The sequence below is a fragment of the Adhaeribacter radiodurans genome (assembly GCF_014075995.1).
In the GTDB taxonomy this organism is placed as follows: domain Bacteria; phylum Bacteroidota; class Bacteroidia; order Cytophagales; family Hymenobacteraceae; genus Adhaeribacter; species Adhaeribacter radiodurans.
In genome coordinates, this window is sequence record NZ_CP055153.1 from 2115793 (window position 1) to 2132374 (window position 16582).

General features: G+C 43.6%; 12 protein-coding genes. 7 read left to right on the forward strand and 5 right to left on the reverse strand.

Annotated elements, in window-relative coordinates; genetic code table 11:
• Nucleotides 1–115: 115 nt before the first annotated feature.
• Both HUW48_RS08835 and HUW48_RS08840 read left to right on the forward strand, forming a co-directional pair.
• Complete coding sequence (locus tag HUW48_RS08835; protein ID WP_182415330.1) at nt 116–1483, forward strand: amidohydrolase family protein; 1368 nt, start codon at nt 116–118, stop codon at nt 1481–1483.
• 49 nt (nt 1484–1532) lie between these two features.
• Nucleotides 1533–2198: a hypothetical protein gene (locus HUW48_RS08840; RefSeq protein ID WP_182415331.1), complete on the forward strand. Its 666-nt coding sequence runs from the start codon at nt 1533–1535 to the stop codon at nt 2196–2198.
• Nucleotides 2199–2481: 283 nt separating this feature from the next.
• Here HUW48_RS08840 and HUW48_RS08845 read toward each other — a convergent pair whose 3' ends face one another.
• Nucleotides 2482–2997 (reverse strand): DDE-type integrase/transposase/recombinase, encoded by a 516-nt coding sequence (locus tag HUW48_RS08845; RefSeq protein WP_394368472.1) that lies wholly within the window; start codon nt 2995–2997, stop codon nt 2482–2484.
• Nucleotides 2998–3426: 429 nt separating this feature from the next.
• Entirely contained in the window at nt 3427–3846 is a 420-nt protein-coding gene (locus HUW48_RS08850; protein ID WP_246343795.1) for a helix-turn-helix domain-containing protein, read from the reverse strand.
• Nucleotides 3847–4420: 574 nt separating this feature from the next.
• Between HUW48_RS08850 and HUW48_RS08855 the strand changes: the two genes are divergently transcribed.
• From HUW48_RS08855 to HUW48_RS08870, 4 genes are all read left to right on the forward strand, one after another.
• Nucleotides 4421–8557: a hybrid sensor histidine kinase/response regulator transcription factor gene (locus HUW48_RS08855; RefSeq protein ID WP_182415333.1), complete on the forward strand. Its 4137-nt coding sequence runs from the start codon at nt 4421–4423 to the stop codon at nt 8555–8557.
• Nucleotides 8558–8822: 265 nt separating this feature from the next.
• Entirely contained in the window at nt 8823–9278 is a 456-nt protein-coding gene (locus tag HUW48_RS08860) for a hypothetical protein (RefSeq protein ID WP_182415334.1), read from the forward strand.
• 145 nt (nt 9279–9423) lie between these two features.
• Nucleotides 9424–10095 carry a hypothetical protein gene (locus HUW48_RS08865; RefSeq protein ID WP_182415335.1) on the forward strand — a complete coding sequence of 224 codons (672 nt, stop codon included), beginning with the start codon at nt 9424–9426 and terminating at the stop codon, nt 10093–10095.
• Between the two features lie 186 nt (nt 10096–10281).
• A complete protein-coding gene (locus HUW48_RS08870) occupies nt 10282–11202 on the forward strand; it encodes a hypothetical protein (protein ID WP_182415336.1) in 921 nt (306 codons plus the stop codon).
• Between the two features lie 578 nt (nt 11203–11780).
• Here the strand turns inward: HUW48_RS08870 and HUW48_RS08875 are convergent.
• The 3 genes from HUW48_RS08875 to HUW48_RS08885 all read right to left on the reverse strand — a co-directional run bounded on the left by HUW48_RS08875 (nt 11781) and on the right by HUW48_RS08885 (nt 14714).
• Complete coding sequence (locus tag HUW48_RS08875; protein ID WP_182415337.1) at nt 11781–12476, reverse strand: VOC family protein; 696 nt, start codon at nt 12474–12476, stop codon at nt 11781–11783.
• Nucleotides 12477–12936: 460 nt separating this feature from the next.
• Complete coding sequence (locus HUW48_RS08880; protein ID WP_220464000.1) at nt 12937–13800, reverse strand: sulfite exporter TauE/SafE family protein; 864 nt, start codon at nt 13798–13800, stop codon at nt 12937–12939.
• Between the two features lie 233 nt (nt 13801–14033).
• Nucleotides 14034–14714: a sulfotransferase family protein gene (locus tag HUW48_RS08885; RefSeq protein WP_182415338.1), complete on the reverse strand. Its 681-nt coding sequence runs from the start codon at nt 14712–14714 to the stop codon at nt 14034–14036.
• Between the two features lie 230 nt (nt 14715–14944).
• Here HUW48_RS08885 and HUW48_RS08890 point away from each other — a divergent pair, with 230 nt between their 5' ends.
• A complete protein-coding gene (locus tag HUW48_RS08890) occupies nt 14945–16519 on the forward strand; it encodes an aryl-sulfate sulfotransferase (RefSeq protein ID WP_182415339.1) in 1575 nt (524 codons plus the stop codon).
• Nucleotides 16520–16582: the final 63 nt, after the last annotated feature.

The window sequence follows — 16582 nt, forward strand, 5'->3', positions numbered from 1 at the left end:
AAAATATTCTTTCCGCAAGAAGACGAACTTGATTTGCATCAAGTTAAAACAAGAACTGCTTCGCTTCCTTTGTATCAGATGTATCAGAAATTAGTTAGAACAAAAACCTACAATTATGAAAAAGAACAAGGTGCTCCTGAAAGGGGGCAGGGTACTTACCATGGACAAGCACCTGGGAAATTTTAAAAAAGCAGACATCCTTATTACCGGTGATACCATTGCCTCGGTGGGGATTGCACTGGATGCGGAGGAAGCGGAAGTGATAGACGCCAGTCAGATGATTGTAATGCCGGGACTTATAGATACGCACCGGCACCTTTGGGAGAGTTCTCTTAAAGGCATCGCGGCAGATTGGAGTTTGCTGCAGTACCTGCAGCATGTACTGGGCCCTTTAGCCGCTTCCTTTCGCCCGGAAGATGTTTATACAGCTAACTTGCTGGGTGCTCTGGAAGCGTTAAATGCGGGTATAACCACTGTTTTTGATTGGTCGCACATCATGAATACGCCTGATCACGCTGATGAGGCTATTCGGGGGCTTAGAGAAGCCGGCATTCGGGCGAAATTTGGTTACGGAACGCCTGGGCTCTCCGTGTGGGAATGGTTCTACGAGAGCCAATTGACGCATCCGGAGGATGCACGCCGCCTCAGATCAAGCTACTTTGCTTCCGATGATCAACTAGTTACCATGGCAATGGCTATTCGGGGCCCGGAATATGCTACCATGGACGTAAGCAGAAATGATATTGCTCTTGCCAGAGATCTAAGCTTGCAAATGTCTATGCACATTGGAAGCGGCAGTTTTGGGCCTAAGTACAATGCCATTGGAAAGCTGCATACAGCAGGCTTGTTAGGTGCTGATATGAATTTTGCCCATTGCAATACCCTGACCGATGCTGATTTTAAATTACTGGCTGCTTATGGATGCTCCGTATCCATTACCCCCGAAATTGAAATGCAAATGGGGCTTGGCTTTCCAGCCACAGGCAGGGCACTGGCCAACGGTATACGTCCGAGCTTGGGGGTGGATGTGGTAACAGGTACAGGGGGAGACCTTTTTTCTCAAATGAAAATAGCCTTGCAGACGGAGCGGGCGCTGCAGAACGAGAAGATTTTACAACAAGGGGAAATGCCACAAAGTATAAACTTAACAGTTTGGGATGCCTTACAATTTGCTACTCAAAATGGTGCTGAGGCTTTAAATTTAGGACGAAAAATTGGAACCCTAACGCCAGGTAAGCAAGCAGATATAATCATGATAGATGCTAGTGCCATTAACCTGGCTCCCGTTCATGACCCTGCTGCTGCCGTGGTGTTATATGCCAACCCCTCTAATGTGGACACTGTTTTTGTAGCAGGCAGAGCCGTGAAAAGGAATGGTCACTTACTGCATCATGACCTGAATGCGCTGCAACAAAAAGCAATGAGTTCCAGAAATTATCTGTTGGAAAAGGTAGAAGCACTGGAGAAAGCGTCTTTAGCTTAATTAAATAGTATGGGTGTTAACCATCATAGGAACTTAACTTTTTCTACTAATGAAATGGCAACTACCTAATCCGCGGGAATTTGGTTGGAATATGAAAACACTGGATAGTGCTCACACCAAATTTAATATTTTACCTTTTGGCAGCTTTGAACTTTGCATTCAGCACGATACTATCCGAAATGTTACCCCGGTTATGCTGGAATGGTGGTTTAAAAACATCAAAGGTATAATGGATTACCAAGGCAAAACATACTCTAAGTATTTGGTATGGCACCCCATTGATCATATTCAATGGGAGTTAGCTAGAACCAGCCCTGACGGCAGTGTAGGGGTAGGCGCACAATTTAGAATTGTAGAAGCATTTGGTGGCGACCTAAACCAGTTAGTAGATAGCGCGGAAGAAGTGGTGAAGTTAGATATCACTGGAATTAAACTTATTCGCAAAATTGGGGAAATAGAAGTTTTTAGCCTGGAACACCAATTTATTCCGGTTTCTAATGGTACTCGATATATTTCGCGGATGCAAGTAGGAGCGGATAGTTTTATAGGTAAATATTTCATTAACCCTTTATTGCACACCAAAATTTTCACGAAACAAATGGGTATTAGTTGGCTAAAACATAATATAGAGGAAGTTGGAAATTTTGAATTTTTCTTGCCGGAGTTATATGCCAGTCATCATTCCTTTTCTGAATTCGAGAAATTAATAGTCTAATTCTGTATCCAATAAGTGAGGATATAGCCTTATTAGACGAACTTTAGCATTTATTTAACTTCAGATAAAGTAAGTTCTTTTCAGTGCTATTTGAGTATAGTTCAAGTGGTGCAATATCCGGTTCTAGATTATATTAAAGAGCCACTTATCCCAATAAGCTCAGCAAGTATCAAATATAGGTTTAAGTCCTAAAAAAGGTTGAACTGAAACTGTCTCGAGAAACGACGGAATAAAGAGATGAACTCGGTTTTGACTCGTCCTGAAAAACATTGACCGTTTGTTGTTAATCCTTACTTAAGTTGACCATTATTGGTTCCTCTTGTTTGACGTTGCTGGTTAGTGTCGCTAAATACTTTTTGTTGTAGTAATTTCTCCATCTTCTTTTCAGTTGCATCGGTTGGTGATGAGCCTGATCGGGAGCCAACATGTCACAACTGGAGATGGGGTCGCTTGTAGTTGTAGAGAAATACCGCTTGCTCCAGCACCCGCTGCGCTTGAATGAAAGAATAGACTTTTGGTGGCCAAGGTATTCCTGCTTGAGAATCCCATTGATCCTTTCGGCTATCGGGTTCTCCAGCGGATCCCCGTTCTGAGTCATGCTAATTTGAATGTCGTAAGACTCCAGTACCTGGATGTACTCTCTGCTGCAATACTGAAGTCCTCGGTCGGAATGATGAATCAGCTGCATTCCCTCTCTTCTGTTCAGGTGCGGCAAGGCCATCACTAAAGCCTGCTTACAATGAACGGCTTCTAGGGTTTCGGCTACTCCCGTAGCCCATGATCCTTCTGGAATAACTATCTGTTACCAGACTGATGTAAAGACAACCATAGCCAGTAAACCAGTAAGTGATATCACTAACCCACACCTGGTTGGCTCGAGTAATCTCTATCTCCTTTACCAAGTTCGGGTACTTTCTAAATTGATGCCGGGAAAAAGTAGTCACTACATGGCGCCTTTTTCTTCGAACCAGCAACCTGTGCTCGGAGAGCAAGTCGAAAAAAGCATCTCTCCCGATCTTTATTCCCCTTTTGTTTATATCGGATTGAAGCAACTGATACAGTTTTCGGCCACCCATCCGAGGATGCTCCTTACGAATCTCTTTTACCATTTCTATTAGCTGCTCTTCTGGATTAACTCCGAGCGTCTGTCGGTGCCAATATTGATAGTAGCTTTGTCGAGTGAAGCCAAGCAATCGTTCCAGTTGCCGGATATGGACAGGAGGATAGTTCAGCTGCATGAATCGGACCGCTTGGTAACGGACTTTTTTTCGATAGCAATACCCAACTCCTGTTCGGCTACTTTAACCAGCGTGGAATAGTAAAGGGCTTTAAAGTTGGCGGCATCTAACTCCCTTTCTAAGGAATGCACTATGGTTTGCAGTTCCAGCAGCTGAGCGCTGGCCTGTTCCAAGGAGACAGGAGGTGTCTTCTTCTTGCGGGATGGTCGCTTAAGAGGGAATTCCGAGGATTCTTTTTGGGCTAAGGCTTCTTGCTCTACCTTATCCAACCAATGCTTCACGGTTTTACGGTTCACCTCAAACTTGATGGCCGCCTGCTCGATATTAAACAGGCCGCGGTGGATTTCCTCTACCATTTGACGCATGGTTAATTTCTGATTTTGCATACGTAGCTGAGAAAGTTGTTCCATAAGTTACTATTTTTATGGTCAACTTTTTTCAGGACAAGACATTTATTTTACATATTCTTACTTATTGGACTAGTTTCAGGATACTATAACTACCTCAAAATAAATTATACAATAGATGTTCAGAGGCTTCAAGAATATTATCTGATTTATAAATTTTACTCAAGGTAATTTTAACTTTCGTTAGTTGTTATAAATAAGGCTAAAAAGTGCATGCGAAAGTTTAGGGGCTCGACCAGGAAATAATAATAGCTGGAAATAAACTTAACTATTGTAAGCTATTACTCTATAAGTATTTATATATTAGTTAAATATCGTCTGAAAAATTTTATTTGGATGACAAGTAATCACCTTCTCGTCCAATAACACGATTACTAATACAAATCAGGGATAGGAGATTATCTTGAAATGAGCAGATATTTAACTTAATATTACTATAGCCAACCTCCTTATGGGCTGCACTTTTCACTACCTCCCCTCTTTCCAGCCCCCTTCTATTCATGTCCGTATTAAATTTGAGACAAAGGGCTGCCAGTTTTCCCGATTTCTATTAGCATTCATGTGTTATCTCGCTACTATGCTTCCCCTATGGGCACAAGATATTACATTCGAGAACGTCACCTTGCCGCCAGGTTCGGATCCGCACGATATGTTCGATATTCGCCAAGATCCGCAGGGATATTTGTGGGTGGCTACCACTATGGGCTTGATGCGCTACAATGGGTATAACTGGTCCACTTACCAGCACGATCCGAAAAATACCCATTCGCTAATCAACGACAACGTTAAAACAGTCTGTCCCACCCGTGACGGGCTAGTCTGGGTGGGTACCTGGGGGATGGGGCTGGATTGCCTAGATCCGGAAACAGGAAAGGTCACTCACCACCAGCTGGTCAACCGTAAAGACTATAATTATGGGGAGAACCATATCGCTTGCATACTCGAAGATCGGAAGGGTAATCTTTGGGTAGGCGCTAAAAGTGGACTCTATCGCCGCGATGCAAAGACAGGACGCTTTGTTCACTATGCCTCCAGAGCCCAGGATTCCACCAGCCTGAGTCACCCTCAGGTAAATGTCATCTATGAAGACCAAGAGGGTACGCTTTGGATTGGGACCGGTGATCCAGAGGCTAACCAACCCCTGGGAGGTGGATTGAATAAATTAGACCCGCAAACGGGCCGCTTCACTCGTTATCTCCACCAGCCAACCAATGTCCACAGTCTAGTTGATAACCGGATATTGGCCCTTTTTGAAGATAGCCGGGGTACGTTTTGGGTGGGTACGGCTGGGAATGGCTTGCACACGATGGACCGGAAGAAAGGTCAATTTACGCGTTTCCCCTACCAAGAAAATCATCCTGAGAAACTGAGTCGTCCCTACTCCAAATTGAAAGAGATAAGGGAAACAAGTTTTAATGGCTTTGGCATTCGTTTTATTGTGGAGGATCCTACTGGAGCCATCTGGATCGGCACCTATGATGGTGGAGCCAATCGCTTCGAACCGACCTCGGGTCGGGTAACGCATTTTGAAACCCCCGCCGACGGATTACCTGATTACAATCTTCTATCGGCCTACCGTACCCGGGAGGGCGTTCTCTGGATGGGCACCCTCCTTGGACATCTGATTAAGGTGGTAACGCGGCCCAAACTCATCACCCGGGTAAATACATCTTCGGGCGTACATATTTTCCGGGAGGATTCGGCGGGCACACTTTGGATGGGGACCATTAGTGGCTTGATTGCCCGCGAACCTGTGTCAACCTCTAGCCGGGCTTGGCTTAGACAGATCTCGGAGCAAACCAGTCTACTGACCGACCATGTCACACGACTTGATCCAGATCAGCAGGGAAATTGGTGGATCAGCACCTGGAGAAACGGGCTGTACTGCTACCAGCCAGCTGACCAGCGGTTTATTCACTATCAGCACGATTCGCTCCAAACCGCCAGTCTCAGTCCGGGTGAGGTGATAGGCGTCTACCAGGATCGTAGTGGAACCCGCTGGGTACCGACTAAAGGTGGGCTGGACCGGATCGATGACCTATCGGGCCAGTTTACCCACTACCGCCACGATCCCAATGATTCCACCTCCATTAGTGCCAGTTCCTGTCTGCAAGTCCTGGAGGACCATACCGGGGCCTTCTGGGTGGCTACCAATGGTGGGGGGCTCAACTTACTAGATCGAGCCACCGGAAAGTTTACCCTTACCAATATCCCTCGTTGGGAAGTGATTACGCAATTGCTAGAGGATGCCTCCGGTACGCTCTGGGTGTCGGCCTCCAGCGGGTTATACCGGTATGACCAACTGGGCAAGCGATTCCTGCCTTTTCTGGACCCTGGCTCAGGCAAAACCTTCCCTTTTGTAAGAGCTCTATTGGAAGACAATGGCGGCAACTTGTGGGCCGCTACCCCAAATGGTATTGTAGCCATTGATACTCCACGTGACTCTCTCCGTTGGTTTGGTGCCAATTATGGCATTCCGCCCGGGGAAGATATTTTCTTCGGTTCCCGTTACAAAAGCCGGGACGGCACCCTGTTTTTTGGAAGTATGGACAAATATTTCCACTTTCGGCCAGAAGCCCTCCTAAAGAGCCGGCCGATACCGCCAATGCTGGTGCTCTCTGCTCTGCGGGTACGCAATCATCTGGTAACTTCCCAGCCCAACGGCCCTTTGCGCGAGAGCTTAGCCAAGGCCGCCACGATTCATCTTGCCCACGACCAAAGCATTTTTTCCCTTGATTTTGTGGCCATCGACTACCGCCATCCTGACCAGCACCTGTATACCTATCGGCTGGAAAACTACGATTTGGGCTGGCGACCAGTAAGCAGTGAACGCACCGCCAACTATTATAACGTGCCACCCGGAGAACATCGGTTTCGGATCAGAGCAGCTAATAGTGATGGCATATGGGTTGAAAAAGAAGTAATGATACTTATAGCTCCTCCTTGGTGGCGAACCACCTGGGCCTATGCCCTGTACGTGCTAGCTTTTGCTGGCATATTCTATGGCGGTTGGCAAACCTTGCTGGGCAGGGAACGCGCCAAAAATAAACGTAAGTTGACCCAACTCAAAGCCGAGCAGTTGTTGGAGATCGAGCGGCTCAAGTCGCGTTTCTTCGCTAACATCTCCCACGAACTCCGCACGCCATTAACCTTGATCCTTAGTCCCCTGGAAAAGAAGCTGCGGACGCTAGAGGCTAATCATCCAGATCAGGCCGATTTCCGGTTGATGCAACGGAATGGCCAGCGGCTGCTGCACCTGGTCAACCAGCTGTTGGACCTCTCTAAGCTGGAAGCGGGCAAAATGAAGCTGGAAACTCAGCAAGGTGATCTCGTGCCTTTCTTCCACCGAATTACGGATGCGTTCGCATCCCTGGCCGAGGATCGAAAGATACATTTCACAGTACTGGCTCCCGCTGAAAGCCGCTGGGTAAGCTTCGACGCCGATAAATTGGAAAAAATCCTCAATAACCTGCTCTCTAATGCCTTCAAGTTTACGCTTGCCCATGGCGAGGTTACTGCTATCTTAACTTTAAAATTCAGCCTGACTCCCTTAATCCTACCGTCAGAAAAAGTTTTCCTCCAAGCCGAGTTTACGGTTCAGGACACGGGCATTGGGATTTCACCCCAGCAGCTGGAGTTGATATTTGACCGCTTTCACCAAGTAGACAATTCCCTCACCCGTGAGCAGGAAGGCACGGGTATTGGCCTTTCTCTGACGCGCGAGCTAGTAGAATTGCATGAGGGTACTATTGTTGTAAACAGTGAGCCCGGAAAAGGAAGTCAGTTTGTCGTTACTCTTCCTCTGGAACTGGTGCCTCTATGGAAGCAGGATGGAACCGAACCAGCTCAGGAGGAGAGTTATCCGGCCTTTAACGCGATACCTATCCAGCGAGCTGAACGGGTGATAACCAAGGAAGTAGCTCCTTTAGAATCTAATCACCAGGTTCCATTGGTGTTAGTGGTGGAGGACAATGCCGATTTGCGTCAGTTCATTAGCCAATCACTGACAGAGTTTTCTTTTTTTGAGGTCATCGAAGCAATCAACGGGGTAGAGGGGCTTCACCAAGCCTTGGAACACATTCCCGATTTGATTATTAGCGACATTATGATGCCCCAAATGGACGGTATTGCGCTTTGCCATAAGCTAAAAACGGATGAGAAGACCAGTCATATCCCTATTGTTCTGCTAACGGCTAAAGCTTCAGGAGACAGCAAAGTAGAAGGATTAGAAACTGGCGCAGATGATTACCTGACTAAACCTTTTCAGTTACGCGAACTGATGGTTCGCCTCCATAACCTGATTGAAGGTAGGCGCAAGCTCCGGGAACGCTATAGCCGGCAAGTGCGGGTACAACCCAAGGATATTGCTATTACCTCGGCCGACGAACGATTCCTGACCCGAGCAATGGTTCTCCTGGAACAGCACATCGGGGAAGTTGATTTCAGCGTGGAGAGGCTGGGCAAGGAAATTGGCATGAGCCGGATGCAGTTGTATCGCAAGCTGCAAGCACTAACCGGTCAATCGCCCAGCGATTTTATAAAAACTATGCGCCTGCAATATGCCGCGCAGTTGCTGGTAAAAAATAGTGGGACCGTTTCAGAAATTTCGTACCAGGTTGGTTTTTCCTCCCATTCCTACTTTTCCAAGTGCTTTGCCGAGCAGTACGGCAGAACCCCTTCCGAATATGTGGCCGACCAAGCTCCAACATCCTGACTTCCCTAGAATATGGGAATACCTGACTTGACTAGTGCTGGTTGATTTTTACTAAACCTTTCTGTTGCCTGGTCTGTAGGTCACCAGATAAATTATGTTACCCCATTTACAGCTTTTGTGACGTAGTTGCTAGGGGTAGTTTTTCTGAGGATGTACTTGATTTTTTATGTTACCAGATTGATAGCATCAGGGCGCTAACTGTTAGGTAGGCCTTTCCAGGTATACCTATATTTACAGCAATAGTCCACTTCCAAAAACTATTGCTATGAAATCCCGCTTCCACTCCTTTCCCATCCCTAGTTTCCATTCTTCTGAAGCTGCCTTCTGTCGAGCTAAATGGGCAAATTCTGCTGTTCAGCAACGGATCGTTAGCACTACTATCCAGCCGGTAAAGGCCTTATTCCTTACTACAAACCTCTCTTCTATTGTGCCTGCGGAAGTGGAAAGTTTTGCGGATTTAAAAGGGAACGTCTTCCAATGGATAGGCTGGTTATTAAGTTATGGGGTTGCTTATACGCTAGGTTTATACCTATTCTTTCTACTTACATTTTTTTGTGTAACCAGGCTCCGCCGCAAACAGGGAAAAAGAAAAAATAATGGCGGGTCGGTTCAAGAGGTAACAACTGAAATACACTTTAAAGAAGAAGCCCAACCGAGGCCAATAAAGATTTCTTTTAAACAGTTAAACCTACGAATAGTATTTACATCCTTATTTCTATAAAAACCCTTACCATTTGAGTGATTGGTTATCAATAGAAATCCTTTTCTTCCACTGACTAGTCAAGGCATAGTTCCACCTTATTTACTATTCTTTTCAAAGAACAAAATAGTTAAATCATATTCCCTAACCATTTATAATAACTTTCATGGCATTACAAACTTCTACCTTAACAGTACCTACGTATCGCTTGGCCGGGTGGGCAGCCATTGGAAGTGGACTAATTGGTATTGCGGCCTTTGGATTTTTGCTATCGGCCGTATTAAAAGGTACTGCAACTCTGCCCCATGACGTAAGTATTATTATCCAATCTCTTTTTATGCTCCCAGTTGTCTATGCTCTTCACGCACTTGCCCGACGAGAATCTATTGACAAGAGCCGGCTGGCTCTATACCTGGGCCTGGGAGCGCTTTCGTTTATTGTTTTCATCATGTTAGCCGGATTTATTAAAAGTTTGGGCGACTTACTCTACATGGTTCCACAAGGAATCTTTGGGCTGTGGCTTATATTAATTTGTCGGCTAATGGCGGGCAAGCTCTCCCGGGCTCTTAGGTGGCTAGGAACGGCCTCTGGATTCGGCCTCATCCTTATCGCTCTATTCCTTCTTGGATATGCCCTTTTTGTTGATCCTATTATTCTCCAAGGCGGTCCACCCCCGGAGGGGTATGTTATAAAAATAAACACTGCTAACTTAATTCTCCATCAAATCCTTTGGATTGGTTCTATAATGGGCCTTCCAACCTATCCACTTTGGAGCATTTTAGTAGGTAACCTATTGTTGCGGGAGAGAAACACATTGGATGAGATATGTTTGAGATAGGCGTTCGACCCAAACCTAAAAAAAATATAAAATAAACAGCTACATGTAAATATTATGATAAATAAGATAGTACTTCCTGCCGTTGCTGACCCTTTTCATACTAGCCATGAGGTGAAAACAAACATTCCAAAATCAGGCTATGTCCGCTATTTCTTCGTGGGGATGGCTTGCCTGTTTCCCCTCCTCGTGATAACCGGTTTCCTGCCCGACTACCAGGATTTACTAAGTGGGAAAGTGAAGGTACATTGGTTTGGCCACGTGCACGGAGCCATTATGACCACCTGGTTAGCCGTATTTCTGACACAGGCCATCCTGGCAGCCAGAGGAAATCTAAAATTTCATCGGAAACTTGGTTTGCTATCTCTTGGACTAGGCATAATAGTTTGGCTTACAATGGGGGTTGTTACCTTTCGAGCCCTGATCAGCAATAATCCGCCGCTGGCTGACTCCCAATTTGATATTTTGTTTATCCAATTATACGGCCTGATCTTGTTTGGCCTTTTCTTCTCCTGGGGTATGTGGATGAGGAAAAATGCCACTTCCCACAAGCGCCTGTTGTTGCTGGCAACCCTCATTACCATGCAGGCCGCCATTGACCGCATTCGTTTCTTGCCGGGGATACACATGGCTCTATTTCCACGTTTCCTTTATTTGGATGCGCTCTTGATCCCCTTGTTCTTCTATGACTGGCTTACCCTCAGGCGTATTCACAAAACTACCTGGTTGGGTACCTTGTTTATTGTCCTCCTTCAAGTGGGCATTGTCATGGGTTGGGAGTCACCAGCGTGGCATCGGTTCTGGTTTAATAGCATTTCTCCTTTTGTGGAGCAAGTAGTGGAAGTAAAACTCAACGATGTGCAAGCGGATTTGCTGGTGGGCGACTACGGGGATAAGAATTGGCACATGACCATTAACCGCGAAGATAATAAGCTTTACCTAAAATTACCTGAACAGCCAAAATGGGAATTGGGAGCTACTTCGGATACCAAATTGTTTGTGCGAACTATCAACTGGAAGTTACTTTTTGTCAAAGGGGCAGATGGTCAGGTCACGAAGGTCGTTAATGATCAAATAGCTTTCGTATGGGAAGTAAAACGATTAAAATAATCTTAAAGAACTAGGCAATATGTCTTAAGCAACTATTGTTTTATCTGTTGTTTCCGGAAAAAGAGTATGCCACGACACGAGCATTTTACTAAGATCCGATTTTAGTCATTTTACACCATTGAACTTATAGGGCAAATAACTTTTCAGTAGCTAGAAATCATTAATAGAAGCCAGTTTTTACACCAATTAAGCTTCCCTTTTTCCGGATTATTGCTGACTAGCTGATTCTTTTACCAGTCGTTACTCTATAGTAAATCAAAGCTCCAAGACTGAATTTTCAAAATTTATTAAACTCGCTCCTTACATTCATGTAAAGTTGTTGCCAAGTAACATCGGAAGGCTCAACTTATTAAATGAGTTAAAGAAAGCGATATTTACTTTTTATCCATTCCGTATTTATAGCAATGCTACGCAGTTTTTTAAAAATTTATTTTAAAAAGTAGTCTGGTAATTATAAATTGTAGGATTACCTTATTCTATTCATTCAGTTGTTCTAGTTAGGAGACAGAGCTTCAACAGATCCATAAGTGTTGATTTACTTTTTGGTCCCCTTGCAGAAGCATCATGATAGGTGTTTGTTACCACTTTAAGATGAGAGGAGCTAAAGGAAAAAAGTCTTTCTTTTGTTTATTTTTACCAAAGTCAAATTCTAAAGTAATCCCATAATCTTTCCCTTTTGAAATCTTCACCATACTATCAGCCAGCACTATATTCATTGCCGATGATAAGTTACTGCTAGTAGTAGGAAGTGTTAATAAAACTCCGGTGATTTCTTGGAATCCCCTTATATGTGTTAAGGATTGTTTTTTTTCTATTGGATATTCTACTGGTGCGAGTGAAAAGAAAGGCATCTCAAATAACATTGGCTCATCAGGAAAGTTTTCATTAGAAGCTATGTTCGCAAATTGTTGCTTTGGAAGAAAGTTGGAGTAGTAACGCCAGCTATCCTCGAAAAGTAAAGAGGGGGCAAGGCTTTGGTGTTCATTGGTTCGAAAACACAGACCAAGGGGAGAATATGGGGTACGAGGATATTGGGATCTTTCAAACAATTTAGATTTAGCAAGAGCACTGCTTTTAATCTCTACTTCGTTAACTACCCATGCTAATTCCAAGTAAGCATTCTGAAAGAAGAAACGCCGACAAGCTGTTCCTTGTCCAGGATGCTCGTTAGGAGTACCTTCAATCAGACCAAAATCTTTAAGTGATTCTGCTAAAAGAACATGATTCTGGGTAAATAAAAATATATGGTCTAACTCCATAGGAAGCATTTTCATTGAGCCTTATTGTCAATCTAAAGTCACTATAATTTTTTAACTTACCTTTCCTTATAGTATAATCATAATTGAGTTAAAGAAAATACAGATTAAAAATAATATAAATTAGAACGCAGGAGAAAAATTTGCTTTTTACGGCATTATAAAAGCATCTGGAAAGTTTATAAAATTGCAGTATTAAATGGGCAAAATCTGCTATCTCATTATCAAAAATTTAAATTAGTTTATCTCACGAAATGACCTAAAAAAGAGAGTGGATAAAGCTTGGAAATGCTAGGTCTTTTTTGCGGCAAATCCCTCTCAAACGAGCATCTCCTAAATCAAAGAATGATTTATATTTTGAGATAAGTGAAGGGAGATAAAATTACTAAGGATGGAAAGAAAAAGGTTTTAAAAGACATTCTAAATTAAACAAGTTGGTAGGCTTATTTGAATCTCCTTAGAAAGCCAAACTAAGGCTTCAAAAAATACTTTTGTAAATGGTATAACCTGATACCAGCATTATAACTATACCCACCAGGCGCATCATTGTTTTTGGTCTTGCCTTTTTGGCCAGCACGGCTCCTACAGGGGCTGCCAGTATGCCGCCTAGTATCAAAGCCAGCACTATTTTCCAGCTATCAAGGCCGACTAACAACAAGAAAACGATGGTACTGAAAAAAGCGACAAAAAATTCAGCGGTATTCACGGTGCCAATGGTTTCCTGCGGCGTTTTCCCCTGAAATATTAGGTTAGAAGTGACGATAGGACCCCAACCCCCACCTCCCACGGCATCCAGCAAGCCGCCCGACAAACCCAGCAGCGAAACCCGTCGGACCCGCTCTTCACCAGACCGACTCCGAAAACTCTTTACCAGGATCAGACTACCCATAAGCAGCAGATAACCAGAAATGTAAGGTTTAATGGTATTGCCATCCAGCACTTCTGAAATTAAATAAGCCCCAATAACCGCACCCAAAACCCCCGGAATCACTAGCTTGAAGAAAAGCGTTCTGTTTACATTCTGCAAAAAAAGGTGCGATAAACCTGAAACTCCAGTTGTAAAGACTTCGGCCGTATGCACACTCGCCGAGGCCACCGCGGGGGAGAGGCCAAAGGTTAATAGCAACGTAGAACAGCTCACCCCATAGGCCATTCCCAGGGTACCATCTATGAGTTGAGCCAGAAAGCCGGCACCCATAATAATGAAAAACTCCTGGTTTAATGAAAAATCAGGTGGACTGGTGGAGTAATAAATTATTTTCAGAATCAGCAAAAATAAAAGGCCAATCTTCAGGACTATAATTACGGCGCTGATTTGTTTCAGGGAAAGTCTATGTAACATAGTGCTAAATCAGCTAAAAGTACATGGTTATTAGCCACGACAGTAGCCGAAGCCTGAGTTCCTTCCCCGAAAAGTCTCCGGGTATTATAGATTCGAGTAAGGATTGGGAAGTTATCTAGGAAACAGGCTAGATCGCCAACAAATTAAAAGATATTGCTTCAGAATCTCCTGGTGGGCGAAGAACACCTACAAAGGTTTTAAGGAATGCCTATATACGCAACCTTGCCAAGTTCTTAAACCATATGCCCTTCCATGAGTTCCACTAACATTGCCTTAAAATTCTCTTTTTTGTTTAAATGAGGAAATGATTCATTGGGCTCGGGTACCCCCAAAAATTTACAAAGCGGTGCCCAACCTTCACTAACATCATACACCAGTAATTTGTCGGCCGGAACATAGGCTTTAACATCGGCAATGTGCTTATCAAATATTTTTTCGGCAAAGACTTTGTCCTCAAACTGACCTTGGAGATGAACGCCGAAAATAGTGCCCTTGGCAAATTTAACACACTTAATTACCGACCGAAGGTGAGGATTAAAAAGTAATTTGGACATCATCGCTATTTTCTGGGATATGTTTTGAGGTCCGGCTTGCCAAATGGTGCTATAGATACTGGTGTACCATTTCTCAAAGGGTCTAATGGTTAAAATTACCTTAGCGTCAGGATACTGTTTCATGTGCTCCTTATACCAGGGATAGCCCGGGAAGTCTACGGTTGCCTCATAACCATTGTATAATTCCTCCCATTTTGTCATTCCCGTTTCTTTAAGCGTTAACCAATGATGAAGATTTTCGGGATGTACCAGTAGCTCTTTCATGTGGTAAGTCTTATTATAACCTAATCTCTCCAGAGACTCTTTAAGGGTATTTGTGCCTGTTCGTGGCAATCCGGCTCCAATGATCTTGATTGACATTGCTATAGTTATTTAGTTTAAGGTTGAGAATCATACTTTAAATTTTTATTTTTTTTATAATTAATGAATTTATTCAATTGGTATTAAATAAATTATAATACATAAATTATAACATAATAAATATAACGATTTATTATTACTTACGCTTATTAATGAGTATATTTATTATGCTCCCCTCGGATTTCTGTTCCAAAGTCTTACATCGAGATTTTAAGTCCTATCCTGTTATTATGAAAAAGATCCACTTACTACTCCTGCTTTTAATCTGTTTACTAGTGTCTTCCTGCGGGGCCGAAAAGAAAGATGCAACCAAAGAAGTAACCAATAAAAAAACAATTGCTGCAAAAGATAGAAATATGTTCGGCCTTGGCATCCCGCGCGGGTTAACGTTAAACTCGGAAGGCTTAACCGAAGGTTATGTGATGTTTGCCGTTCCTAATTCTGCCTCCGTTTACCTTATTAACCGAAAGGGCCAGGTAGTACACGAATGGAAAGGAAATTATAATGTGTTGGGGGCTTACTTAGGTAAAGACGGATCGCTGGTACAAAATGCTGCGGATCCAGATTTCCCGGTGTTTGCTGGTGGTGGAGAAAACGGAAGAATACAAAAAATTTCTTGGGACAATAAATTAACCTGGGACTTTGAATACGCGAATGAAGAATCTCACGCCCACCATGATTTCGCAGTAATGCCTAATGGAAACATATTAGCTATTGCCTGGGAAGCAAAAACCCTTCAGGAAGTTCTGGCTGCGGGCAGAAAACCAAAACTAACTCCCAAAGCTGGCCTTTGGCCCGATAAAATAGTAGAGATTGAACCACAAGGCAAACATGGTGGTAAAATCGTTTGGGAGTGGCATATCTGGGATCATTTAATTCAGGATTATGATTCTAAGAAAGCTAACTATGGCAACCCGGCAGACCACCCGGAATTATTAAATTTTAATACAGGAGATTCCATACCTCCCCTCATTTCCCAGGATAGCCTGGATGTTTTGATAGCCATGGGAAAGGAAAGGAGAAATAATACCCCTGAGAATATGCAATCTGATGTGTATCATGTTAATGCGGTTAAGTATAACCCGGAGTTGAACCAGATTGCTTTTAGTTCCCCTAATTTATGTGAAATCTTTATTATAGACCATAGTACTACCACGAAAGAAGCCGCTGGCCACACCGGTGGTCGCTGGGGCAAAGGAGGCGATTTCCTTTATCGTTGGGGCAATCCACTAAATTATCACCGGGGAGATTCTACGGATCAGAAATTATTTCACCAGCATGATGTTCGCTGGATTGAGAAAGGAAAGCCGGGGACAGGTAACCTAACCGTATTTAATAATGATATCCACAACCGCGACAGCCTGAACTATTCTGCAATTTATGAAATAGCTCCGCCTGTTGATAAAAATGGCAATTACCTTTTAGAAAAAGGAAAGCCTTATGGCCCCGAAAAACCAGTATGGACATACATAGCTCCAGATAGTGTTTCCTTTTGGGGTAGTTTTATTTCGGGTGCGCACCGAATGAACAACGGAAATACCTTTATCGACGAAGGTCCAAAAGGGCGTTATTTTGAGGTGACTAAAGAAGGTAAAATCGTTTGGCAATATTTAAATCCATACCGTGGTGAAATCCGGAAGCCAAACGGTGATCCTAATCCTTTAATGCCAATGGTTTTTAGTGGTTTCCGGGGCACATTTATTCCGGCAGATCACCCCGCCTTAGTCAATCGTAAATTGGAACCAGTAAATCCCCAACCAACTGCATTTGTTATGCCTTCCCCACCACAAAGTGTTAAAAAATAAAAGTAACCACGGTCATCAAATTAGTTAATAACATCTTTTGCTTCTTTAAGAGAGAACAAATAA